Origin of the sequence: Pseudomonas extremaustralis (genome assembly GCF_900102035.1) — a bacterium.
Lineage (GTDB): Bacteria > Pseudomonadota > Gammaproteobacteria > Pseudomonadales > Pseudomonadaceae > Aquipseudomonas > Aquipseudomonas extremaustralis.
Map to the genome: position 1 here is coordinate 2,570,321 of NZ_LT629689.1, position 21,404 is coordinate 2,591,724.

At 61.1% G+C, this 21,404-nt stretch carries 21 protein-coding genes and 1 pseudogene; 14 read left to right on the forward strand and 8 right to left on the reverse strand.

All coding sequences use genetic code 11. From position 1 onward, the window contains the following. Positions 1-309, reverse strand: a complete 309-nt coding sequence (locus tag BLR63_RS11665; protein ID WP_010566032.1) for an RcnB family protein — start codon at positions 307-309, stop codon at positions 1-3. A gap of 189 nt (positions 310-498) precedes the next feature. Between BLR63_RS11665 and BLR63_RS11670 the strand changes: the two genes are divergently transcribed. From BLR63_RS11670 to BLR63_RS11680, 3 genes are read left to right on the forward strand one after another with little or no spacing between them, the layout of a single operon-like run. Continuing rightward, complete coding sequence (locus tag BLR63_RS11670; RefSeq protein ID WP_010566033.1) at positions 499-1,056, forward strand: helix-turn-helix domain-containing protein; 558 nt, start codon at positions 499-501, stop codon at positions 1,054-1,056. A gap of 11 nt (positions 1,057-1,067) precedes the next feature. Then, positions 1,068-2,414 carry a glutamine synthetase family protein gene (locus tag BLR63_RS11675; RefSeq protein WP_010566034.1) on the forward strand — a complete coding sequence of 449 codons (1,347 nt, stop codon included), beginning with the start codon at positions 1,068-1,070 and terminating at the stop codon, positions 2,412-2,414. Between the two features lie 16 nt (positions 2,415-2,430). Continuing rightward, positions 2,431-3,528, forward strand: a complete 1,098-nt coding sequence (locus tag BLR63_RS11680; protein ID WP_010566035.1) for a DNA alkylation repair protein — start codon at positions 2,431-2,433, stop codon at positions 3,526-3,528. 38 nt (positions 3,529-3,566) lie between these two features. Here BLR63_RS11680 and BLR63_RS11685 read toward each other — a convergent pair whose 3' ends face one another. After that, positions 3,567-4,460 carry a LysR family transcriptional regulator gene (locus tag BLR63_RS11685; protein ID WP_010566036.1) on the reverse strand — a complete coding sequence of 298 codons (894 nt, stop codon included), beginning with the start codon at positions 4,458-4,460 and terminating at the stop codon, positions 3,567-3,569. A gap of 129 nt (positions 4,461-4,589) precedes the next feature. Here BLR63_RS11685 and BLR63_RS11690 point away from each other — a divergent pair, with 129 nt between their 5' ends. From BLR63_RS11690 to BLR63_RS11715, 7 genes and pseudogenes are all read left to right on the forward strand, one after another. Continuing rightward, a complete protein-coding gene (locus BLR63_RS11690) occupies positions 4,590-6,257 on the forward strand; it encodes a GMC family oxidoreductase (protein WP_010566037.1) in 1,668 nt (555 codons plus the stop codon). Positions 6,258-6,372: 115 nt separating this feature from the next. Further along, a complete protein-coding gene (locus BLR63_RS11695) occupies positions 6,373-7,995 on the forward strand; it encodes an MFS transporter (RefSeq protein WP_010566038.1) in 1,623 nt (540 codons plus the stop codon). A 222-nt stretch (positions 7,996-8,217) separates the two neighbouring features. Then, positions 8,218-9,695 (forward strand): annotated as a pseudogene (locus BLR63_RS11700) (DNA topoisomerase 3). Continuing rightward, positions 9,629-10,165 carry a DNA topoisomerase gene (locus BLR63_RS32130; RefSeq protein ID WP_269458105.1) on the forward strand — a complete coding sequence of 179 codons (537 nt, stop codon included), beginning with the start codon at positions 9,629-9,631 and terminating at the stop codon, positions 10,163-10,165. The pseudogene BLR63_RS11700 and the gene BLR63_RS32130 overlap by 67 nt, the downstream one beginning before the upstream one ends. 130 nt (positions 10,166-10,295) lie before the next feature. Further along, positions 10,296-10,736 (forward strand): CBS domain-containing protein, encoded by a 441-nt coding sequence (locus BLR63_RS11705; RefSeq protein WP_010566040.1) that lies wholly within the window; start codon positions 10,296-10,298, stop codon positions 10,734-10,736. Between the two features lie 8 nt (positions 10,737-10,744). Further along, complete coding sequence (locus BLR63_RS11710) at positions 10,745-11,590, forward strand: NAD-dependent protein deacetylase (protein WP_010566041.1); 846 nt, start codon at positions 10,745-10,747, stop codon at positions 11,588-11,590. A 494-nt stretch (positions 11,591-12,084) separates the two neighbouring features. Beyond that, positions 12,085-12,414 carry a hypothetical protein gene (locus BLR63_RS11715; protein ID WP_010566042.1) on the forward strand — a complete coding sequence of 110 codons (330 nt, stop codon included), beginning with the start codon at positions 12,085-12,087 and terminating at the stop codon, positions 12,412-12,414. Between the two features lie 61 nt (positions 12,415-12,475). Here BLR63_RS11715 and BLR63_RS11720 read toward each other — a convergent pair whose 3' ends face one another. Next, positions 12,476-13,378 (reverse strand): LysR family transcriptional regulator, encoded by a 903-nt coding sequence (locus BLR63_RS11720; protein WP_010566043.1) that lies wholly within the window; start codon positions 13,376-13,378, stop codon positions 12,476-12,478. 133 nt (positions 13,379-13,511) lie between these two features. On the opposite strand from BLR63_RS11720, the gene BLR63_RS11725 reads away from it, so the two are divergent. From BLR63_RS11725 to BLR63_RS11735, 3 genes are read left to right on the forward strand one after another with little or no spacing between them, the layout of a single operon-like run. Beyond that, positions 13,512-14,210 carry a CoA transferase subunit A gene (locus BLR63_RS11725; RefSeq protein ID WP_010566044.1) on the forward strand — a complete coding sequence of 233 codons (699 nt, stop codon included), beginning with the start codon at positions 13,512-13,514 and terminating at the stop codon, positions 14,208-14,210. 36 nt (positions 14,211-14,246) lie between these two features. Then, positions 14,247-14,906, forward strand: coding sequence for a CoA transferase subunit B (locus BLR63_RS11730; RefSeq protein WP_010566045.1), 660 nt, complete (start codon positions 14,247-14,249; stop codon positions 14,904-14,906). Positions 14,907-14,917: 11 nt separating this feature from the next. Then, a complete protein-coding gene (locus tag BLR63_RS11735; protein WP_010566046.1) occupies positions 14,918-16,099 on the forward strand; it encodes an acetyl-CoA C-acetyltransferase in 1,182 nt (393 codons plus the stop codon). A 153-nt stretch (positions 16,100-16,252) separates the two neighbouring features. On the opposite strand, the gene BLR63_RS11740 is transcribed toward BLR63_RS11735, so the two are convergent. Next, entirely contained in the window at positions 16,253-16,672 is a 420-nt protein-coding gene (locus tag BLR63_RS11740) for a PaaI family thioesterase (protein ID WP_010566047.1), read from the reverse strand. A 90-nt stretch (positions 16,673-16,762) separates the two neighbouring features. Beyond that, positions 16,763-17,848, reverse strand: coding sequence for a DUF1615 domain-containing protein (locus BLR63_RS11745; RefSeq protein WP_010566048.1), 1,086 nt, complete (start codon positions 17,846-17,848; stop codon positions 16,763-16,765). A 146-nt stretch (positions 17,849-17,994) separates the two neighbouring features. On the opposite strand from BLR63_RS11745, the gene BLR63_RS11750 reads away from it, so the two are divergent. Beyond that, entirely contained in the window at positions 17,995-18,609 is a 615-nt protein-coding gene (locus tag BLR63_RS11750) for a LysE family translocator (RefSeq protein ID WP_010566049.1), read from the forward strand. A 57-nt stretch (positions 18,610-18,666) separates the two neighbouring features. Here BLR63_RS11750 and hemB read toward each other — a convergent pair whose 3' ends face one another. From hemB to BLR63_RS11765, 3 genes are all read right to left on the reverse strand, one after another. Beyond that, on the reverse strand, positions 18,667-19,641 hold the full coding sequence (gene hemB / locus BLR63_RS11755; RefSeq protein WP_010566050.1) for a porphobilinogen synthase: 975 nt from the start codon (positions 19,639-19,641) through the stop codon (positions 18,667-18,669). Between the two features lie 116 nt (positions 19,642-19,757). Then, complete coding sequence (locus BLR63_RS11760) at positions 19,758-20,600, reverse strand: PhzF family phenazine biosynthesis protein (RefSeq protein ID WP_010566051.1); 843 nt, start codon at positions 20,598-20,600, stop codon at positions 19,758-19,760. Between the two features lie 3 nt (positions 20,601-20,603). Continuing rightward, positions 20,604-21,302 (reverse strand): glutathione S-transferase N-terminal domain-containing protein, encoded by a 699-nt coding sequence (locus tag BLR63_RS11765; protein ID WP_010566052.1) that lies wholly within the window; start codon positions 21,300-21,302, stop codon positions 20,604-20,606. Positions 21,303-21,404 lie beyond the last annotated feature (102 nt).

Here is a 21,404-nt window from a genome sequence, read left to right on the forward strand (position 1 = left end):
TTACTTCTTGACCGGGGTGATTTCAAGAATGGTGCCGTTGGTGGTCTTGAGCAGCACGAACCGGTCCCCCACACGGGACCATTGGCTGTCCGCTTCAGGCTGCTTGAGGCCGCGTTTTTTCCAGTCACTGACGGCTGACTCCTTGCGCATCAGGATATCCGGCGCACGGTCGCCCTCTTTCAGATCGCGGGTGTTGATACTCGAAGGCTTCACGGTTTCCTGGGGGGTATCACCGGCCTGCACGACAACACTGGCGGTGGACAGGCTGGCGGCGACCAGAACGCAGGCGACTAGGGTTTTGGACTTCATGGGTGCTCCTTGAATGAATGGCACGTACCCAGGCTCCGACCACAGGCGCAGGCAATCATTCATCCGAGATTTTCCTGTGGCCAGGGAGCTTTCTCCCTCGCCACAGGAAATCTTCGACCGCCAATCTTTCCCATTGCCACCATGAAATTAATCCTGTAATTTTTCATGAAATTATTCGATATAAATTTCATGAACCAACAAGAAGAACTCGCCACCCTCGCGGCCCTGATCCACGACCTGCGCAAGCACAAAAAGCTCACCCTCGCCCAACTGGCGCAAAAAATCGAACGCTCAGTGGGTTTTCTGTCCCAAGTGGAGCGCGGCCTGTCGCGCCCGACCGTGGCGGATCTGACGGCCATCAGCCATGCCCTCGACGTGCCCACCACCTACTTCTACAGCCAGCCCAAGCCCAAGGCGGTCGACTGGGTGACCCGTCCCAATGAGCGGCGCACGGTGCATTACGCCAATGGCATCACCGACATTCTCGTCTCGCCGAGCATGAACGGCGCCTTCTCGATGCTCGACAGCCTGCTGGCGCCCGGCGCCAACAGTGGCGAGCAAACCATGAGCGACCGCGCCGAACAGGCCGGTTTTGTCCTTGAAGGCGAACTGACGCTGTGGGTGGAGGGCGAGGCCGACTCGGTGACCCTCGGCCCCGGCGACAGCTTCCACCTGGCCAGTTTCGCCCACTGCCGCTACGCCAACCTGACCGACCTGCCCGCCCGCGTACTGTGGGTTTACAACTAGGAGCAACTCCCGTGAAAAGCCAACCGTCCACGTTGCTGGCCGAAGTACGGACCTTTCGCCAGAACCATCCCGACGTGCGTTACGTCGACCTGATCGCCCTGGACATTCCGGGGCATTTCTACGGCAAGCGCTACCCGATCGAGATGCTGGAAAAAGTCGCCGCCGGCAGCCCCTTGAAATTGCCCCAGAACGCCGTGCTGCTGGGGGTTCAAGGCGGTCTGTTCAAGATCGGCGATTACTGCTTCCACGACGGCGACCCGGATGCCAACCGCCGCCTGGTGCCGGGCACGCTCAAGCCGGTGAACTGGGAGTCCCAGCCGTTGGGCCAGATGATGATCACCTCGGACGGCACCGACGCGCCGATCGAATTCGAGCCCCGGGAAGTGCTGGCCAAGGTACTCGAACGCCTGCACCACAAGGGCATCCACCCAGTGGTAGCGTTCGAGCTGGAGTTCTACCTGTTCGACAAGCAACTCGACAACGGCCTGCCGCAGTTTGCCCGCGACCCGTTGAGCGGTGACGCCGACGACCAACCCAACCTGCATATCGAACGGTTGTCGCGTTTCAGTGACGTTCTGGACGATATGGCGCAGACCGCCAAGGACCAGGGCATCGACATCACGGTGATCACCGCCGAACTCGGCCCCGGCCAGTTCGAAATCAATTTCGGTCATCTCGACGACGGCCTGCGCGCCGCCGACTGGGCCGCCCTGTTCTGTCGCAGCACCCGCGGCGTGGCACTCAAGCACGGCTACCGCGCCAGCTTCATGGCCAAGCCCTACCTGCAATTTCCCGGCAGCGGCATGCATGTGCATGTGAGCCTGTATGACGGCGCGGGCAATAACCTGCTGGCGGCCCATCAACAACAACCGCTGCGCCACGCGGTGGCCGGCTGCCTGGAGTTGCTGCCGCACTGCATGCCGATCTTCTCGCCCAACCACAACGCCTTCCGCCGTCTGGGCGGCACGGTCAACGCCGCCACCCGCGCCAGCTGGGGCTTCGAGGACCGCGACGCCTGCGTGCGCATCCCCGAGTCCGACCCGCGCAACCTGCGTATCGAGCATCGCCTGGCCAGCGCCGACGCCAACCCCTACCTGGTGCTGGCCGCGATTCTGGCGGGGCTGGAGCATGGCCTTGAAGCCAAGCGCGACCCCATCGCCCCGCTCAACGACGACCGTACCAGCGGCGCTGACTTCCCCCTGGATATGCTCGATGCGGTGCGCGCCATGCAACATCACGCGGTAGTGCGCGATAAGCTGGGCGCGGAATTTGTCGACGTATACTGCGAAAACAAGCGCCAGGATCACTTGGCGTTTCAACAAGAAATCAACGCGCGGGAATACCGCTGGTTTCTTTAACCCGATGGAATCACCGATGACCGACCAAAGCGCCCCGGCCCTCAAAGAAATCTTCAACGTCGAACGCTTGCAACACATCGCCACCGAGATGACGGCGGTGTACCCGGCGTTCGACGCCAAGGGTTTTCTCAAGCACGCCAAGGCCGGTTTGAGCGAGTTGTCGGTGATGCAGCGCATGGCGCGGGTCAGTGAGAGCCTGCATGCGGTGATCCCGCTGGATTATCCGCAAACGCTCACGCTGCTTTACGCCCTCGCCCCGCGCCTCAACAGCGGGTTTGTCAGCCTGTTCCTGCCGCACTATGTGGCCAGTTACGGGCGCGACGACTTCTCGCGTTCCATGGACGCGCTCAAATACTTCACCACCTTTGGCTCGGCCGAGTTCGCCATCCGCCACTTCCTGCTGCACGACTTCCAACGCACCCTGGCAGTCATGCAGGCGTGGTCGCTGGATGCCAACGAACACGTGCGCCGCCTCGCCAGCGAAGGCTCGCGACCGCGATTGCCGTGGTCGTTTCGCCTGACCGACGTGCAGGCCAATCCTGAGTTGTGCGCGTCGATCCTCGACAACCTCAAGGCCGACAGCAGCCCGTATGTGCGCAAGTCCGTGGCCAACCACCTCAACGACATCACCAAGGATCACCCGGACTGGGTGCTCGGCCTCATCGAAAGTTGGAACCTGGACAACCCCCACACCGCCTGGATCGCCCGCCATGCCCTGCGCAGCCTGATCAAGCAGGGCAACACCCGTGCACTGACGATCATGGGTGCCGGCGCCAAGGCCGAGGTGAACCTGCACCACCTGAGCGTCACGCCGGCGGTGATCAGGCTGGGCGAGCGCATCAACCTGTCGTTCAGCCTGGAATCCACCTCAGCCACCGCGCAAAAACTGGTGGTGGACTATGCCATCGACTACGTCAAAAGCGCCGGCCACAGCGCGGCCAAAGTGTTCAAGCTCAAGGCCTTTACCCTTGGCCCTGGCGAGCACCAGCGCATCAGCCGCGAACAACATATCCGTGAACTGACCACGCGCAAGCACTACCCCGGCAAACACTCGGTGCATGTGCTGGTGAATGGGGAACGGCTGGGCAGCGCTGAATTCGTCTTGCGCGATTGACTCAGTTCAAGCAACACCACATTTTTGATCAGGTTTCTTCAGATGGACTCGCCGAGCAACAGTGGCTGCTCGCGCGCGCACAACTCCACCACGTAATCCCACAACACCCGTAACCGCACCGACTTGTGCAGCTCCCTGCGCGAACTGATCCAGTAGCTGCGCTGGATATTCTCCGCCGGCAGCAACGGCACCAACTGCGGGTCGCCGGCGGCCATGAAGCACGGCAACACCGCGACCCCCAGCCCGGAACGCGCTGCCTGGTGTTGGGCGATGACGCTGGTGCTGTGGAACACCACCTTGGGGTTGCGGCAGAAACTGCTGAGGAACTTCAATTCCTGACTGAACAGCAGGTCGTCGACGTAATCGATCCAGGCGTGAGACGCCAGGTCTTCGCGCTTTTCGATCGGTGGATGACGATCCAGATAGGCGCGACTGGCATAGAGGGCCAGGCGGTAGTCGGTGAGTTTGCGCGTGACCAGTTGATCGACACTGGGGCGCTCGAGGTGGATGCTGATTTCCGCTTCGCGGTTGAGGATGCTGACGAAGCGCGGCACGGCGACCAACTCCACCTCCAATCCGGGATAGCGCTCGAACAGCCCGCCCATGCGGCTGGCAAGGAACATCACCCCCAGGCCTTCGGCCACGCCGAGGCGGATCTTGCCCAGGGGCGCGGCGCTATGGGTGAGCTCGTCTTCGGCCAGCAGTGCGACGTTTTCCATCGCCTCGGCATGCTTGAGCAGGGCTTCGCCGGCGGGGGTCAATTCGTAGCCTTGGGCATGCTGCACAAACAGCGCGGTGCCGAGGCTTTTCTCGATCGCATCGATATGCCGCGCCACGGTGGCGTGGGTGGTTTTCAGGCGCTGCGCGGCGGTAAGCAGGCGGCCGCTGCGCTGCAACTCGAGAAAATACCGCAGGTCATTCCAGTCGAACATAGCACCTCCATTGCTTGAACCCGAACCGCGCTGTTTAAAAACGCACAGCAGCTGGGCAAAAACTAACATTTTTAAGCCGAAAACTAACAACTAGGATGGGGCCAATAAGAAAAACAAGCGAGACCTCAGATGCCCATTGCAGCTGCTGAATACGATTACGTGGTAGTAGGCGCCGGCCCCGCAGGCTGCCTGCTGGCCAATCGACTCTCCGCCAACCCGGCCCACCGCGTACTGCTGCTCGAAGCCGGTGGCCGCGACAACTACCCCTGGATTCATATCCCCGTCGGTTACCTCTTCTGCATCGGCAACCCGCGCACCGACTGGTGCTTCAAGACCGAAGCCCAGGAAGGCCTGCAAGGCCGTGCGCTGAGTTATCCGCGGGGCAAGGTGCTCGGCGGTTGCTCGTCCATCAACGGCATGATCTACATGCGCGGCCAGGCCCAGGATTACGACGGCTGGGCGGCGGCAGGCAATGCGGGCTGGGCCTGGAACGACGTCCTGCCGCTGTTCAAGCAGAGCGAAAACCATTTTGCCGGCAGCTCGGAATTCCACAGCGACGGCGGCGAATGGCGGGTCGAGCAACAGCGCTTGTCGTGGCCGATTCTGGATGCGTTCCGCGAGGCAGCGGCGCAAAGCGGCATCGCCAACGTCAGCGACTTCAACCAGGGCGATAACGAAGGCTGCGGCTACTTCCAGGTCAACCAGAAGGCCGGGGTGCGCTGGAACGCGGCCAAGGCGTTTCTCAAGCCGATCCGCCAGCGGCCCAACCTCACTGTGCTGACCGACGTCGAAGTCGACCGTGTGCTGCTGGAAAACGGCCGCGCCTCCCAGGTGATCGCGCGTCAACACGGCCAGGCGGTGAGCTGGAAGGCACGCAAGGAAATCGTGTTGTGCGCCGGCTCCGTGGGCTCGCCGGGAATTCTGCAACGCTCGGGGATCGGCCCGTCCAGCGTGCTCAAGCCGCTCGGTATCGAGGTGCGGCACGAACTGCCAGGCGTCGGCGGCAACCTGCAGGACCACCTGCAACTGCGGCTGATCTACAAGCTGGAAAACGCGCGCACCCTCAACCAGATCGCGGGCAGCATGTGGGGCAAGATGGGCATGGGCCTGCGCTACCTGTATGACCGCAGCGGCCCGCTATCGATGGCCCCCAGCCAGCTCGGCGCATTTGCCCGCTCGGGCCCGGAACAGACCTCGGCCAACCTTGAGTACCATGTGCAGCCGCTGTCCCTGGAGCGTTTCGGCGAACCGTTGCACGCATTCCCGGCGTTTACCGCGTCGGTCTGCGACCTGCGCCCGCAAAGCCGGGGACGTATCGATATTCGCTCGGCCAACCCGGCGGACGCGCCGCTGATCCGCCCCAATTACCTCAGCCATCCGCAAGACTTGCGGGTCGCCGCCGATGCGATTCGCCTGACCCGCCGCATTGTCGCTGCGCCGGCCTTGAGTCCGTTCAAACCGGTGGAATACCTGCCCGGCGACGCGCTGCAAACCGAAGAGCAACTGCACGAAGCCGCCGCGCGCATCGGCACGACGATCTTCCATCCGGTCGGCACCTGCCGCATGGGCAGCGATAAGGACGCGGTGGTCGACGCCCAACTACGGGTCCACGGCGTGCCGGGGCTGCGCATCGCCGACGCGTCGATCATGCCGCGCATCACCTCTGGCAACACTTGCTCACCGACATTGATGATCGCGGAAAAGGCCGCGCAACTGATCCTTTCGCCAAACACTGTAGGAGCGAGCTTGCTCGCAAGAAACGCAACGGCGCCGCAGCCATCCAGGTTTCCCGCGTAATCGTTGACGATTTTCGCGAGCAAGCTCGCTCATACAGAGGAACGCAAAACAGACCGGCGCCGAGATTGGCGCCGACAGTGGAACAACAATAAATAATCACTGTGAGGGCTACCCGATGTCAGAACACGCTCAATCCCTGGGCTCGGCGGTTACTGCGAGCACCAGCAGCGAATCAAGGAAAGTCATTTTCGCCTCGTCCCTGGGGACGGTATTCGAGTGGTATGACTTCTTCCTCTACGGCGCCCTCGCGGCGGTGATCAGCAAACAGTTCTTTGCCGGGGTCAACGACACCACGGCGTTCATCTTTGCCTTGATGGCGTTTGCCGCCGGCTTTGTGGTGCGGCCGTTCGGTGCGCTGGTATTCGGTCGCCTGGGCGACATGATCGGGCGCAAGTACACCTTCCTCGTGACCATCATTCTGATGGGCGTGGCGACCTTCTGCGTCGGCCTGTTGCCCACCTATGCCAGCATCGGCATCGCCGCGCCGATCATCCTCATCGTGCTGCGCATGCTGCAAGGCCTGGCGCTGGGCGGTGAGTACGGCGGCGCGGCCACCTATGTGGCCGAGCATGCGCCACCGGGCAAACGCGGCTTGAACACCAGCTGGATTCAATCCACCGCCACCCTCGGTCTGCTGCTGTCGCTGCTGGTGGTGCTGGCCTGTCGTTACCTCACCGGCGATCAGTTCGAAGTCTGGGGCTGGCGTATTCCGTTCCTGTTTTCCATCGTGCTGCTGGGGATTTCCACCTGGATTCGCATGAGCCTGCATGAGTCGCCGGCGTTCCTCAAAATGAAAGAGGAAGGCAAGGCCAGCAAGGCGCCGATCCGTGAGTCCTTCGGCAAATGGGAAAACCTCAAGGTGGTGCTGATTGCGCTGTTCAGCATCAACGGCGGGCAAGCGGTGACCTTCTACGCGGCGCAGTTCTATGTGCTGTTCTTCCTCACCCAGTTCCTGAAAATGGACCCGGCGCTGGCCAATATGCTGCTGATCATCAGCGTGGTGATCGGCGCACCGTTCTTTGTGCTCTTTGGCTGGCTGTCGGACAAGATCGGGCGCAAGCCGGTGCTGATGCTCGGCCTGTTGCTGGCCACCGTGCTGTACTTCCCGATCTTCAAAGGCTTGGCGCACTACACCAACCCGGCAATGGACCAGGCCAGCCGCCAGGCGCCGATTACCGTGCTGGCCGACCCAGCCACCTGCACCTTCCAGTTCGACCCAGTGGGCAAGGCGCGGTTTGACAGTCCGTGCGACAAGGTCAAGACCTTCCTGGTCAAACAAGGCCTGCCCTACAGCAGCGCCGCCGCCCCTGCCGGCAGCCCGGTACAGGTGAGCGTGGGTGATGTGCGCATCGATGGCTTCGATGAGTCGGCCCTGCGCGCGGCCGTGACCCTGGCCGGCTACCCATCTTCGGCGGATGTGGCGCAGGTCAACAAGGTGATGGTGGTGGTGCTGATCGTCGTGCTGATCCTGATCGCCGCGATGTGCTACGGCCCGCTGGCAGCGCTGATGGTGGAACTGTTCCCGACGCGTATCCGCTATACCTCGATGTCCCTGCCCTACCACATCGGCAACGGCTGGTTCGGCGGATTCCTGCCGACCGTGTCGTTTGCCCTGGTGGTGTACACCGGCGATATCTTCTATGGCTTGTGGTACCCGGTGGTGGTGACCGGGGTGAGCCTGGTTGTCGGGATGTTCTGCCTCAAGGAAACGCGGCACGTGGATATCGACCATAACTGAGGCCTGCACCGTGTAGGAGCGAGCTCGCTCGCGAAAAACGTCAACGATAACGCGGGCTTCCAGGCCAAACGCGTTGTGCTCAGGTTTTTCGCCAGCAAGCTCGCATCAGTCATCCTGCGTTATTCACACAAATTGCTGTATATCCATCCATATAAAGGTTGATCAATTCCCCTCTTTTGCCCATCCTGTTTCCCATTCAATGGTGTAACGAATGGGCTGAGCATGCAGCTGTACCTCTGTGAAAAACCCTCCCAGGCCAAGGATATCGCGGCTGTGCTCGGTGCCAGTCGCCGCGGCGACGGGTGCTGGCTGGGCAATGGGGTCACTGTCACCTGGTGCATAGGCCACCTGCTGGAAACCGCCCCGCCCGATGCCTACGACGCCAAGTACAAACGCTGGGTGCTGGCCGACCTGCCGATCGTCCCGGCCACCTGGAAGATGCGGGTCAAGCCCAAGACCGCCAGCCAGTTCAAGGCGGTCAAGCGTCTGCTGGGGGAAGCCCATGAGCTGGTGATCGCCACCGACGCCGACCGTGAGGGCGAAATGATTGCCCGCGAGCTGGTAGAGCATTGCCGCTATCGCGGGCCGATCCGGCGTTTATGGCTGTCGGCGCTGGACGATGCCTCCATTCGCAAGGCCCTGGCGGCGCTCAAGCCCGGTGCAGACACCTTCAGCCTGTATCACTCGGCCCTGGGCCGCTCCCGTGCCGACTGGCTGATCGGCATGAACATGAGCCGCCTGTTTACCCTGCTGGGGCGCCAATCCGGCTACCAAGGCGTATTGCCGGTGGGCCGGGTGCAAACGCCGACCTTGCGCCTGGTGGTGGACCGCGACCGCAGCATCGCCGATTTCGTGCCGGTCGCGTACTGGGCCATCGATGTCGACCTGCGCCACGAACACATGACCTTCACCGCCCAATGGCGTGCGGCCGAAGAGGCCTGTGACGATCAGGGCCGCTGCCTCAACCCGCAGTTGGCAAGGGAGGCGGCCGACGCCATGGACAACGCCGCCAGCGCGAGGCTGGTCAAGCTGCGCACCGAACGCATGCGCGAAGTGGCCCCCTGCCGTTCGACCTCGGCACCCTGCAGGAGATCTGCTCCAAGAAGCTCGGCCTGGGCGCCCAGGAAACCCTGGATATCGCCCAATCCCTCTACGAAACCCACAAGGTCATCACCTACCCCCGCAGTGACTGCGGCTACCTGCCACTGAGCCAGCACAGCGAGGCGCCAAAGATCCTCGCCGCGCTGGGCCGTGCGGACGCGGCGGTGAACGAACTGATGCCGCACATCGATCCTCAGCGCCGCTCACGGGCCTGGAACGACGCCAAGGTCAGCGCTCACCACGGCATCATTCCTACCGGAGCCGGCAAGGACCTGGCGCAACTCACCGGCAAACACCGGGCGGTGTACACGCTGATTCGCGCGCGTTACCTGGCGCAATTTCTGCCTGACCATGAATACGATCGCACCCAGGCGGATTTCGACTGTGCAGGCTTTGCGTTGCGCGCGGTGGGCAAGGTGGTGATCGAGCCGGGCTGGAAACGCGCCTTGCCCGAAGCCCTGGCCCCAGCCAAAGGCCGTGAAGCGCCGCCCCCCAAGCATTGCCGGCACTGGCGCAGGGCCAGGACTGCGCGGTGGTCAAGGTCAACCTCAAGGACCTGTGGACCCAGCCGCCCAAGCCCTTTACCGAAGGCGACCTGATCAAGGCGATGAAAAACGTCGCCAAGCTGGTGGAAGACCCACTGCTCAAACAGAAACTCAAGGACACCACCGGCATCGGTACTGAAGCTACCCGCGCCGGGATTATCCAGGGGCTGCTGGACCGCGGTTACCTGGTCAAAAACGGCAAGGCACTGGCGGCTACACCGGCGGCATTCAGCCTGATCGACGCGGTGCCCCGAGCCATCGCCGACCCCGGCACCACTGCGATCTGGGAACAGGCGCTGGACATGGTGCAAAGCGGTGAGATGAGCCTGGAAGAGTTTGTCGCCAAACAAGCAGCCTGGATGAGCAAACAGGTGGCGCGCTGCAACGGCATGCGCATGACCATCACCGGTCCGGCAAGCCCGGCGGGCCCTGGTGCCGCACCGTGGAAAAAGAAACGCAAGGCCGCGCCCCGCAAGACGGCAGCGAGCCCCAAGCGGGCAAAAAAATCGCCAAATGCCGGGTGAAAGGCAAAAAAACCGGCAAATGACGTTTTTTGACGGGTTTAACGCCGCTTTGGACCTTGCTACGGCGTCGGCTGTCTAGGATTCTGTAGGGGCTTGCTGACTTCCTAATAACAACACCGGAGTGGCCGACATGAAAACCGTCGCAGAAGTTCTCAAAGCCAAGGACCTTAAAAACCAGGAAGTCCATACCATTGAATGGGATCACACCGTATTCGAAGCACTCGTAGTGATGTCATCGAAAAACGTCGGGGCCCTGCCGGTCGTCAAGCATGGTGAGGTGGTTGGCATCATCAGCGAGCGTGATTACGCACGCAAGCTGATACTCAAAGGCCTGTCTTCAGTCACCACCAAAGTCCATGAGGTCATGAGCGCTCCGGTCATAACGGTCAATGCCCATAAAACTATCGAAGAGTGCATGAACATCATGACCGACAGTCACCTGCGCCACTTGCCGGTGGTGGAACACGGCAAACTGCGAGGCCTGCTGTCCATCGGTGACTTGGTCAAGGAAGCCATTGCCGAACAAGCCGACCTGATCAAACAGCTGGAGCAATACATCCGCGGCGAATAGGGGACTCCATGCTCGACACCCACGAACATCAGCAGGATCACCTCGATGTCCTGCACCATGCCATGGTCGAACGGCGTTTCCTGGTGTTGACCGGCGCCGGAATCAGCACGTCCTCGGGCATTCCCGACTACCGCGACAGCGAAGGCGTGCGCCGGGGCAAGGCGCCGATGATGTATCAGGAATTCCTCGCCACCGCGCAGGCGCGGCGCCGTTATTGGGCACGGGCCATGCTAGGGTGGCCCCGTGTACATATCGCCCAACCCAACAACGCACATCGGGCGCTGGCGACCTTGCAACAACGCCAGCGCATCACCGGCTTGATTACCCAAAACGTCGACACACTGCACGATCAGGCCGGTAGCCATGGGGTGATCGAATTGCACGGCAGCCTGCACCGGGTGCTGTGCCTGGATTGCCACCGGCACAGCCCGCGGGACGTGATCCAGCGGCAGATGGAAATCGACAACCCGCACATGGCGCACGTCCATGCGGTGCAGGCACCTGACGGCGACACCTTGCTCGACACCGCGCTTGAAGCACACTTCCAGGTCCCCCGCTGTCCCCACTGCAATGGCGAGCGGCTGAAACCCGACGTGGTGTTTTTTGGCGAGAACGTGGCACCGGCAACCGCGGCCAGGGCGATGTCTGCCGTGGAGCAGGCCGAAGGATTGCTGGTGGTGGGGTCGTCGCTGATGGCTTATTCGGCCTTTCGCCTGTGCAAAGCGATGGTGGAACGGGGCAAGCCGGTGATCGCCATCAACCTGGGCAAAACCCGCGCAGATGAGTTGCTGCAGACCAAGATCGAAACATCGTGCGAGCGGTTGTTACCCTTGCTGGTCGACCGGCTGCAATAGACCGTGTTTCGCGGTCTAGCCACCTTCATAACGACCCATCAGCGCCAAAGGTGACGCCCGAGTCACGTTCCCGCCCATTCTCCCGCCCTCACAACAATTTATGTAGTGATCTAAAAAAATCACTACATAACCGTTGACGTAACCGTTTTGTCCTTGCATGATCTAGACGTCTCCCGGATCGGGAGCGTTGGTAACAAGCGTTTTGAAAGAGCTCGTCTGACCGCCGAGCTGTTTTTTCCGGATGTGCACTGCCCACAAGGCAGATTGATGAAGCTGACCGAGCCGAAAGGCGCGGTACAAGGAGCGCAAATGCTGCTTGTCTTCGTTATGAAACCATTGCGTAGCAGTTCATCAGCAAAACTACATGCATCAGGTTCAAGACCCTGCCCGTATTCGGCAGACCGTCACTGACGCCCGGTTTTCATAACCGGAGACAACTAAGCAGTTTTAACGGAATCAACTGATAGATCGCCAACTGGTCAAGGGGCTTACACATGAATCTGAACAACCAACCAACTATCGAACAATTGGCTGAGATGTTCGCAGCGCAGAAAGACACACTCGACGACCATATCCTGTGGATTGGCAAATCGGGCAAAGTCCAAATTGACTGCCTGGCGCCCCACACCGAAGAAGCCGAGTTCGACCGCAACAACCGTGAACTGGCCGCACGCCTGAAGGTGTACCGCCGTGGTCAGGGTTATGTCGGCAAGAAGGCTGCGGCCGATCGCAACTTTATCCAGCAAGTGTTCGATACACTTAACCATGCTTGGGAATCTTTCAAAGATAACTCGCAAGTTAAAGTCATCGACCGCTACTACTAAGTAAGTACAACGCCCAGGGGAGTTGGCATATCGCCAACTCCCCTACTTGTTTTTAGCCTGTTCAAAAAGTTGGAAACCTGCCCTTCCCCGCTTCATCCCGAAATATATCAAACAACGCCTGGGCGGCCGCCGACAGCTCATGGCCTGGCTTGGTCAATACGCCAATCGGCCGCTCGATCACTGGATAGTTCAAGGTGATGCAATGAGCACCCGCTTCTTCCATCTGCCGCGCGCACAATGCCGGTACGGCGCTGACGCCCAGCCCGCTGGCGACCATCTTGCCCACTGTAGCCAATTGATGACTTTCCAATGCCACGGGTAGCTTCATGTGCAAAGCGCCCAAGTGTTCTTCCAGCATCACCCGTACCGTAGAGGGCCGCTGCAACGTAATGAACGGGTGCTCCAGCAAGGTTTTCCAGTCGATCTCGGCACATTCGGCCAATGGCGAGTCGCCCGGCACTACAGCAATGAAGCGGTCCAGGTACAAAGGAGTAAATGCCAGGGATGATCCTTCCGCCGGCTCGAACGCCACCCCCAACTCCACCTGACGGTCGCGCACCATCTCCAGCACCTGCTCATTGATCAGGTCATGCACCGTCACATTCACCTGGGGGTAACGCGCACGGAATATCTTCAGGATCGGTGGCAACAGGTTGCCCGCGAACGACGGCATCGCAGCGACCGTTACCCGCCCGCGCTGCAAGGTGAAGCGCTGGCGCAGTTCATCCTCGGCGTTGTCCCAGTCGGCGATCAACCGACGCGCCAGCGGCAGCAGGGACTCACCTTCAGGCGTCAACGCAACATTGCGTGTATTGCGGCTGAACAAACGCCCGCCCAGCCCTTCCTCCAGCCCCTTGATGGTCAGGCTCAGTGCCGATTGGGACAGGTGCAGGCGCTCGCAGGCCGCAGCAAAACTCAGGCTCTGGGCCACAGCCAGAAAGGCACGCATCTGTTTGACAGTCATGAGGGGGCTCCAGAAGCAGGGTTGACTATGCTGTTTTTTAAATCAATCAACCTTAAAAAACAACTTAACAAATCAATCCGTCGGCGTAACACTCAAGGCATTGGCTGGCCCACAAACAATAAAAGAGGTGCATATGGCAGGTTTCGATAAACGCGTGGCGTCCTATGAAGAAGCCCTTGCAGGCCTGGAAGATGGCATGACCGTACTCGCTGGCGGCTTTGGCCTGTGCGGCATCCCGGAAAACCTCATCGCCGAGATCAAGCGCAAAGGCACCCGCGACCTGACCGTGGTTTCCAATAACTGCGGCGTCGACGGTTTTGGCCTGGGCGTACTGCTGGAAGAAAAGCAGATCCGTAAAGTGATCGCATCCTATGTGGGCGAAAACGCCCTGTTCGAGAAGCAACTGCTCAGCGGCGAAATAGAAGTGGTGCTCACCCCCCAAGGCACCCTGGCGGAAAAAATGCGCGCCGGCGGCGCTGGGATTCCGGCCTTCTTCACCGCGACCGGCGTCGGCACCCCGGTCGCCGAAGGCAAGGAAACCCGTGAATTCAATGGGCGCCCGTACCTGATGGAAGAATCCATCACCGGCGACTTCGCCATCGTCAAAGGCTGGAAAGCCGACCATTTCGGCAACGTCATCTACCGCCACACCGCCCAGAACTTCAACCCGCTGGCCGCCACTGCCGGCAAGATCACCGTGGTCGAAGTCGAGGAAATCGTCGAACCGGGCGAGCTGGAACCGTCGCAGATCCACACCCCTGGCATCTACGTCGACCGGATCATCTGCGGCACCTTCGAGAAGCGCATCGAACAGCGCACCGTCCGCAAATAATCCCTCCAGCCCGAAGAGAATAAGAGGAACAGCACAATGGCTCTCACCCGCGAACAAATGGCTCAACGCGTCGCCCGCGAAATGCAGGACGGTTTCTACGTCAACCTCGGCATCGGCATTCCGACCCTGGTGGCCAACTACATCCCCGAAGGCATGGAAGTGATGCTGCAATCGGAAAACGGCCTGCTGGGCATGGGGCCGTTTCCTACCGAAGACACCATCGATGCCGACATGATCAACGCCGGCAAACAAACCGTGACCGCGCGCATCGGCGCCTCGATCTTCTCCTCCGCCGAGTCCTTCGCAATGATTCGCGGCGGTCACGTCGACCTCACCGTGCTGGGTGCGTTTGAAGTGGACGTACAGGGCAACATCGCGTCTTGGATGATCCCCGGCAAATTGGTCAAAGGCATGGGCGGCGCCATGGACCTGGTGGCCGGGGCGGAAAATATCATCGTGATCATGACCCACGCGTCCAAGGACGGTGAGTCCAAGTTACTCAGCCAATGCACCCTGCCGCTGACCGGTGCGCACTGCATCAAACGGGTACTGACGGACCTGGCCTACCTGGAAATCGACAACGGCGCCTTTATCCTAAAGGAGCGTGCCCCAGGGGTCAGTATTGAAGAGATTGTCAGCAAGACAGCCGGTAAACTGATCGTCCCCGACCATGTTCCAGAAATGCAATTCCAGTGAGGACACATTCCATGCAAGACGTTGTGATTGTTGCTGCCACGCGTACCGCCGTAGGCAGTTTTCAAGGATCGCTGGCCAGTATCCCGGCACCGGAGTTGGGCGCTGCCGTGATCCGTCGCCTACTGGAGCAGACCGGCCTCGACCCGGCCCAGGTAGATGAAGTGATACTCGGCCAGGTACTCACAGCAGGCTCGGGCCAGAACCCGGCGCGCCAGGCAACGATCCTCGCCGGCCTGCCCCATGCCGTCCCTGCAATGACCTTGAACAAGGTCTGCGGCTCGGGCCTCAAGGCCCTGCACCTGGGCGCCCAGGCCATCCGCTGTGGCGATGCCGACGTGGTTATCGCCGGCGGGATGGAGAACATGAGCCTGGCCCCCTACGTATTGCCTGGCGCGCGCACCGGGTTGCGCATGGGTCACGCCAAGATGATCGACAGCATGATCACCGACGGCCTGTGGGATGCCTTCAACGACTACCACATGGGCATCACCGCCGAGAACCTGGTGGACAAGTACGGCATCAGCCGTGAAGCCCAGGACGCCTTCGCCGCCGCGTCCCAGCAAAAAGCCGCCGCCGCCATCGAAGCCGGTCGCTTTGCCGATGAGATCACCCCGATTCTGATTCCCCAGCGCAAAGGCGATCCGGTGGCGTTCGCCGTCGACGAACAGCCACGTGCCGGCACCACCGCCGAGTCGTTGGCCAAACTCAAACCCGCGTTCAAGAAAGACGGCAGCGTCACCGCCGGCAACGCATCCAGCCTCAACGACGGCGCCGCCGCCGTGCTGCTGATGAGCGCCGACAAGGCCAAGGCCCTTGGCCTGCCCGTGCTGGCACGTATCGCCAGCTACGCCAATGCCGGCGTCGACCCGGCCATCATGGGCATCGGCCCGGTCTCGGCCACTCGTCGCTGCCTGGACAAAGCCGGCTGGAGCGTGAGCGACCTGGATCTGGTCGAAGCCAACGAAGCCTTTGCCGCGCAATCCCTGGCGGTGGCCAAAGAGCTGGAATGGGACACCGACAAGGTCAACGTCAACGGCGGCGCAATTGCCATTGGCCACCCGATCGGCGCGTCAGGCTGCCGCATTCTGGTGAGCCTGCTGCATGAAATGATCAAACGCGACGCCAAGAAAGGCTTGGCGACGTTGTGCATCGGTGGCGGTCAAGGCGTAGCCCTCGCCCTCGAGCGCAACTGATGATGCAGGCGCGGGCTTGCTGATAACGCCGCGTGCTTGGTAGTACGCGGCGCCTGTCGGTTCTTCGCGAGCAAGCTCGCTCCTACAAAAAAGCTGTAATGCGTCATACCGAAAAGGCCTGGTTCCACGAAAAACCAGGCCTTTTCTTTATCCTCATTCCCGTTCCTGCGGTACCGCAAATACTGCACTTGCCCGTGCCACCACCTTGTCTTCGACCTGCAAAGCCGCCGTGGCGAACGCCATCTGTCGCCCTCTTTTGTGATGTTCCAAGCGCACCACAATCCACTCCCCCATTTGCGCCGCCCCCAGGTAGTCCATGGTCATGCTCGCGGTAATCAGCGGCAACGGCGGTGCGCTGGAGAACGCCATGGCATAGCCCATGCCGACATCCGCCAGCGTCGCCAACACCCCGCCATGCACGGTGCCGCGCCCATTGGCGTGACGATTATCAGCGCGCAAGCCGATTTCCAGTTGCACACCTTCGCCCCGGCAGTACGCCGGGCCCAACAGATCAAGCAGCGGGCTGCTACGGGGTAGCGACACAAAACCTTCGGGGATGGCATAAGTGATCACGGCGATGGCCTCCTTGGCTGAGGCCTGAGGTTTAACCCAGGCCGACAGCGCCCGCCATCAAAATCCATCTCACCAATCGACAGCAATAAGCTAGCGCTTCATACAGCGTTGATAGCGCTCATCCACGCGCTTGGCGAACCATGCCGTGGTGAGGTTGCGGGTGATCTTGGGGCTCTTGAGCACAATGCCCGGCAGGATCGCCCGAGGCATTGGCTTGCCGGCGGCTTTGTCGGCCAGGGCGAACACGCGGTTGTAGAGAGGGGTATCTTCAAAAGCCAGCTGCTCGCCCTGTTCCAACTGGCTGCGGATGCTGGGGTTGCGCATATCCAGCTTCGCGCCCAGTGAGCGCACCGCCAATTCGGTGGTGCCAGGCAACAGTGAACCATAGCGAATCAAATCCCCATCCAGCGCCAGGTCGGTGCCCGAGACACGGCTGACGGCTGCCTGAAATGCTGCGTTTCGGCTGGCGTACCAACCGGCATTGAAGTCGGCAAAGCGGTACAGCGGCTGGTCGTAGTTCACCGAATAACCAAGCAGGTGGGCGATGCCGAAGTACATTCCGCCGCGGCGGGTGAACACTTCGCGACGAATCGTGCCATCGACCGTGTAGGGATAACCCCGCGCCTGTTTCTGCGCAAAGTCGATGCTCACCTGCATGGGACCCGCGGTGTGCACCGGGTTGAAACCGCCAAACAGCGTGTTACCCAAAGGCACCATGCTGATGAAGTCATCGAAGATTCCGCTGAGGTCCTTCTCCGTGCGTGCGGCGCTCAGGCGATCGGCGTAGGACTTGCCGGTGGGCGAACGCAGTTGCAAGGCGCTGCGCACCACAAAGGCCGGCACATGGACCTTGCCGGCACGGCGCAGGATTTCGTCCTGGGCGATCTTGCCCATGTTGGGTACGGGTGGGTCGACTTGATAGGTGGATTCTTGCTCGGTCACCGCCAGCACGGCGCAGATATTCTCCGTGCTGGGGTAGATTTTCTGGGTGTCGAAGGCGGTGTAGATGTCTTGGGCCCAACCATTACGGTCCGCCACCGTCGTCGGCAGCAGCCCCACGATCTGCGCTTTCACCTCGGCTTCGCTGCGTTGCGGTTGCTGCGGGTTGCGGGTAGTAGAACAGCCGGCCAGCACCAGCAAAGTCGTGAGGCATAGGATCAGACGGCTTGGGTACATGAGGCTTCCTTGGATAACGACGGGCCAGGCATTGCCGATATTGACAGGTAAGTCTGACCGGGGTTCGCCGGACGGCCCTACTCGCCAGTTGCAACCGCATGTGGCAGGATCGCTCGTCGACCATTCGTACAAGGAATTTGAATGCCATGCTCAGTATGAACTTCCTCATCACCTGCCTGATCGTCGTGCTGATTCCCGGTACCGGCGTGATCTTTACCGTGTCCACAGGCCTCACGGCCGGCAAACGCGCCAGCCTGTTTGCCGCACTGGGCTGCACATTGGGAATCCTCCCCCATTTGCTGGCGTCCGTCCTTGGCCTTTCCGCGCTGCTGCATACCAGCGCATTGGCGTTTGAAGCACTCAAATATGCGGGCGTCGCCTACCTGTTGTATCTGGCTTACGCCACCTGGCGTGACCGTTCGGCCTTCGCCGTGAATGACGCACCGACGCGAGCCACTGCCCACGGGCTGATGATTCGCGGTTTTCTGCTGAATATTCTCAACCCCAAGCTGACCATTTTCTTCCTGGCCTTCCTGCCTCAGTTCGTCACGCCCGACAGCACGGCGCCGGCCCTGCAGATGCTGGTGTTGAGTGGCGTGTTTATGGCGATGACATTGGCTGTGTTTGTGATCTATGGCCTGCTGGCCAATGGTTTTCGTCGCGCGGTGATCGAATCGCCACGGGTGCAGAATTGGCTGCGTCGCAGTTTTGCCGCGGCATTCGCGGGGCTGGGCTTGAACCTGGCGTTTGCACAGCGCTGAAAGACCTACCCGTGGCGAGCAGGCTTGCCCTGCTCGCCACGGTATTACGCCACTTATTTAGATCCCGGCCAGCGCCAGGTCCATGGCGAAGTAAGTGAAGATCAGGTCCGCACCGGCACGCTTGATCGAACCGAGGGTTTCACGCACCACGCGGTCCTCGTCGATCGCCCCAGCCTGGGCGCCGAACTTGATCATCGCGTATTCGCCGCTGACCTGATACGCCGCCACCGGCAGGCGCGAGGCTTCGCGGATGTCGCGGATGATGTCGAGGTAGGCACCGGCCGGCTTGACCATCAGTGCATCCGCGCCTTCCTGCTCGTCCAGCAGCGACTCGCGCACGGCTTCGCGGCGGTTCATCGGGTTCATCTGGTAGCTTTTGCGGTCGCCCTTGAGCGCACTGCCACCGGCTTCGCGGAACGGGCCGTAAAGGGCCGAGGCGAATTTGGTGGAGTAGGCCATGATCGGGATGTGGGTGAAACCGGCGTCATCCAGGGCGCGGCGAATCGCCTGGACCTGACCGTCCATCGCCGCCGACGGCGCGATCACATCGGCACCGGCGCGGGCGGCGGCCACGGCTTGCTTGCCGAGGTTGACCAGGGTCGCATCGTTGTCGACATGGGCACCGTGCATCACACCGCAGTGGCCGTGATCGGTGTATTCACAAAAGCAGGTGTCGGACATCACAACCATTTCCGGCACGGCGTCCTTGATGATCGAGGACATGCGCGACACCAGGCCGCGCTCCTTCCAGGTGTCGCTGCCGCTGGCATCCAGGTGGTGGGACACACCAAACGTCATCACCGACTTGATCCCGGCGCGGGCATAGCGCTCGATTTCGCCGGCCAGCTTTTTCTCAGGGATACGCTTCACACCCGGCATGCTGGTAATCGGCACAAAGTCGTCGATTTCTTCTTCGACGAAAATCGGCAGCACCAGATCATTGAGGGTGAACTCGGTTTCCTGGAACAAGCCACGCAGCTCAGGGGAGCGGCGCAGGCGACGTGGGCGGGCTTGGGGGAACTGGCTGATCATGGCTTTCCTGGCTAAAGACTGAAAACTGTGGGGCGAAAGCTTATGCCCCTTGGCCCCGGCAGCACAAATGCCCGGGGACCAACAGTGTATTGCGAGGCCCGGAATAATTCATTGATCTAAAGCTGTAGACGCCCTTCGATGCACGCTACAACCGCCCCGCCGACCCAGATTTCATCGCCCTGGCGCTCGATACGCAGGCGCCCCGCGCGCCCCATGGCCGTGCCCTGGCTGACCACATAGCGCTCGGGCGCCAGCCCCTCGCTCAACAACCATTGCGCAACGCCAGCGTTCAAACTGCCGGTGGCCGGGTCCTCCTGGGCGCCATCGCCTGCAATAAAGGCACGCACCTCGAAGTGCGCCTCGACATCGTCGCGGACAGGGTCGCACGGGGCGATCACGCCCACGGCCAGTCCCATCAACTGCGAATAGTCCGGCTGCAAGTCCAGCACTTGAGTGCGCTCGGCCAACATCACCGCCAGCCAGCCCGCACCGTTATCGACCCACTGACTACGTACAATCGCCCCTGGCGCCAGGCCCAGCCCCAGGCGCACACGCTCCAGCAACGGCGCCTCCACCGCGCCCGAGCGCAACAACGGCGGCGCAATAAACGCCAGCTCATCCCCTTGGCGGCGGACGCGCACCAAGCCGATTTCACACTCCTGGATGATCTCCGCGCCCTTCGCCACGCCCCCGGCCTGCAGCCATGCCTGGCAACTGCCCAGCGTTGGATGCCCGGCGAAAGGCAGTTCCTTCAAGGTGGTGAAAATTCTTACCCGGTAGTCAGCCCGAGGATCGCGGGGCGTCAGCAAAAACGTGGTTTCACTGAGGTTGGTCCACTTGGCAAAGTCAGCCATCTGCTGGTCACTGAGGCTGTCTGCCCCTAGTACCACCGCCAGCGGGTTGCCTTTGAGCGGCACGTTACTGAAGACATCCAATTGTTTGAAAGCGAAAGTCGGCATGCGTCAGCTCGGAATATTCAGGCCACGGATCACTGCCGGCCGGGCGACAAAGCCATCCAGCGCGCGCAGTACATTGGGGAAGTCAGCGATACCCACCAGGTCGCCCGACTCGTAGAAGCCAATCAGGTTGCGAATCCAGGGGAAGGTGGCGATGTCGGCGATGCTGTACTCGTCGCCCATGATCCAGGTGCGGCCCAGCAGGCGTTTCTCCAGCACCCCGAGCAAGCGCCGGGATTCGGCGGCATAACGGTCGCGGGGGCGCTTGTCTTCATAGGCCTTGCCGGCGAACTTGTTGAAGAAACCCAACTGGCCAAACATCGGGCCGATACCCGCCATCTGGAACATCAGCCATTGAATCGTTTCATAACGTGTCGCCGGATCTTCGGAGAGCAGTTGGCTGGTTTTTTCCGCCAGGTAGATCAGGATCGCGCCGGACTCGAACAACGCCAACGGCTGGCCGCCGGGGCCATCGGGGTCGATGATCGCGGGGATTTTGTTGTTGGGGCTCAGGGACAAAAACTCGGGGGACAACTGGTCCTGGGTCTCGAAACTGACCTTGTGGGCCTCATAGGGCAGGCCCAGCTCTTCGAGCATGATCGAGACTTTTACCCCATTGGGCGTAGGCAGCGAGTACAGTTGCAGGCGCTCCGGATGCTGGGCGGGCCATTTACTGTTGATCGGGAAGGCGGCGATTGGATTCATCGAGATGTCCCTTGGCGTAAAGCCGTCATGATAGCCATCTGTCCTAGGTCCTGCATGAGTCATCAATACGCAACATCCGCGGACTAATGTCCCGCGTGGGCG

Bases quoted from the DNA above. Each gene is read 5' to 3' on its own strand.
- BLR63_RS11680 (WP_010566035.1), top strand. From the start codon at position 2,431: ATGACCGACCAAAGCGCCCCGGCCCTCAAAGAAATCTTCAACGTCGAA.
- BLR63_RS11670 (WP_010566033.1), top strand. From the start codon at position 499: ATGAACCAACAAGAAGAACTCGCCACCCTCGCGGCCCTGATCCACGAC.
- BLR63_RS11745 (WP_010566048.1), bottom strand. From the start codon at position 17,848: ATGTACCCAAGCCGTCTGATCCTATGCCTCACGACTTTGCTGGTGCTG.
- BLR63_RS11695 (WP_010566038.1), top strand. From the start codon at position 6,373: ATGTCAGAACACGCTCAATCCCTGGGCTCGGCGGTTACTGCGAGCACC.
- BLR63_RS11735 (WP_010566046.1), top strand. From the start codon at position 14,918: ATGCAAGACGTTGTGATTGTTGCTGCCACGCGTACCGCCGTAGGCAGT.
- BLR63_RS11730 (WP_010566045.1), top strand. From the start codon at position 14,247: ATGGCTCTCACCCGCGAACAAATGGCTCAACGCGTCGCCCGCGAAATG.
- BLR63_RS11710 (WP_010566041.1), top strand. From the start codon at position 10,745: ATGCTCGACACCCACGAACATCAGCAGGATCACCTCGATGTCCTGCAC.
- BLR63_RS11725 (WP_010566044.1), top strand. From the start codon at position 13,512: ATGGCAGGTTTCGATAAACGCGTGGCGTCCTATGAAGAAGCCCTTGCA.
- BLR63_RS11685 (WP_010566036.1), bottom strand. From the start codon at position 4,460: ATGTTCGACTGGAATGACCTGCGGTATTTTCTCGAGTTGCAGCGCAGC.
- hemB (WP_010566050.1), bottom strand. From the start codon at position 19,641: ATGATCAGCCAGTTCCCCCAAGCCCGCCCACGTCGCCTGCGCCGCTCC.
- BLR63_RS11750 (WP_010566049.1), top strand. From the start codon at position 17,995: ATGCTCAGTATGAACTTCCTCATCACCTGCCTGATCGTCGTGCTGATT.
- BLR63_RS11715 (WP_010566042.1), top strand. From the start codon at position 12,085: ATGAATCTGAACAACCAACCAACTATCGAACAATTGGCTGAGATGTTC.
- BLR63_RS11720 (WP_010566043.1), bottom strand. From the start codon at position 13,378: ATGACTGTCAAACAGATGCGTGCCTTTCTGGCTGTGGCCCAGAGCCTG.
- BLR63_RS11765 (WP_010566052.1), bottom strand. From the start codon at position 21,302: ATGAATCCAATCGCCGCCTTCCCGATCAACAGTAAATGGCCCGCCCAG.
- BLR63_RS11760 (WP_010566051.1), bottom strand. From the start codon at position 20,600: ATGCCGACTTTCGCTTTCAAACAATTGGATGTCTTCAGTAACGTGCCG.
- BLR63_RS11665 (WP_010566032.1), bottom strand. From the start codon at position 309: ATGAAGTCCAAAACCCTAGTCGCCTGCGTTCTGGTCGCCGCCAGCCTG.
- BLR63_RS11690 (WP_010566037.1), top strand. From the start codon at position 4,590: ATGCCCATTGCAGCTGCTGAATACGATTACGTGGTAGTAGGCGCCGGC.
- BLR63_RS11705 (WP_010566040.1), top strand. From the start codon at position 10,296: ATGAAAACCGTCGCAGAAGTTCTCAAAGCCAAGGACCTTAAAAACCAG.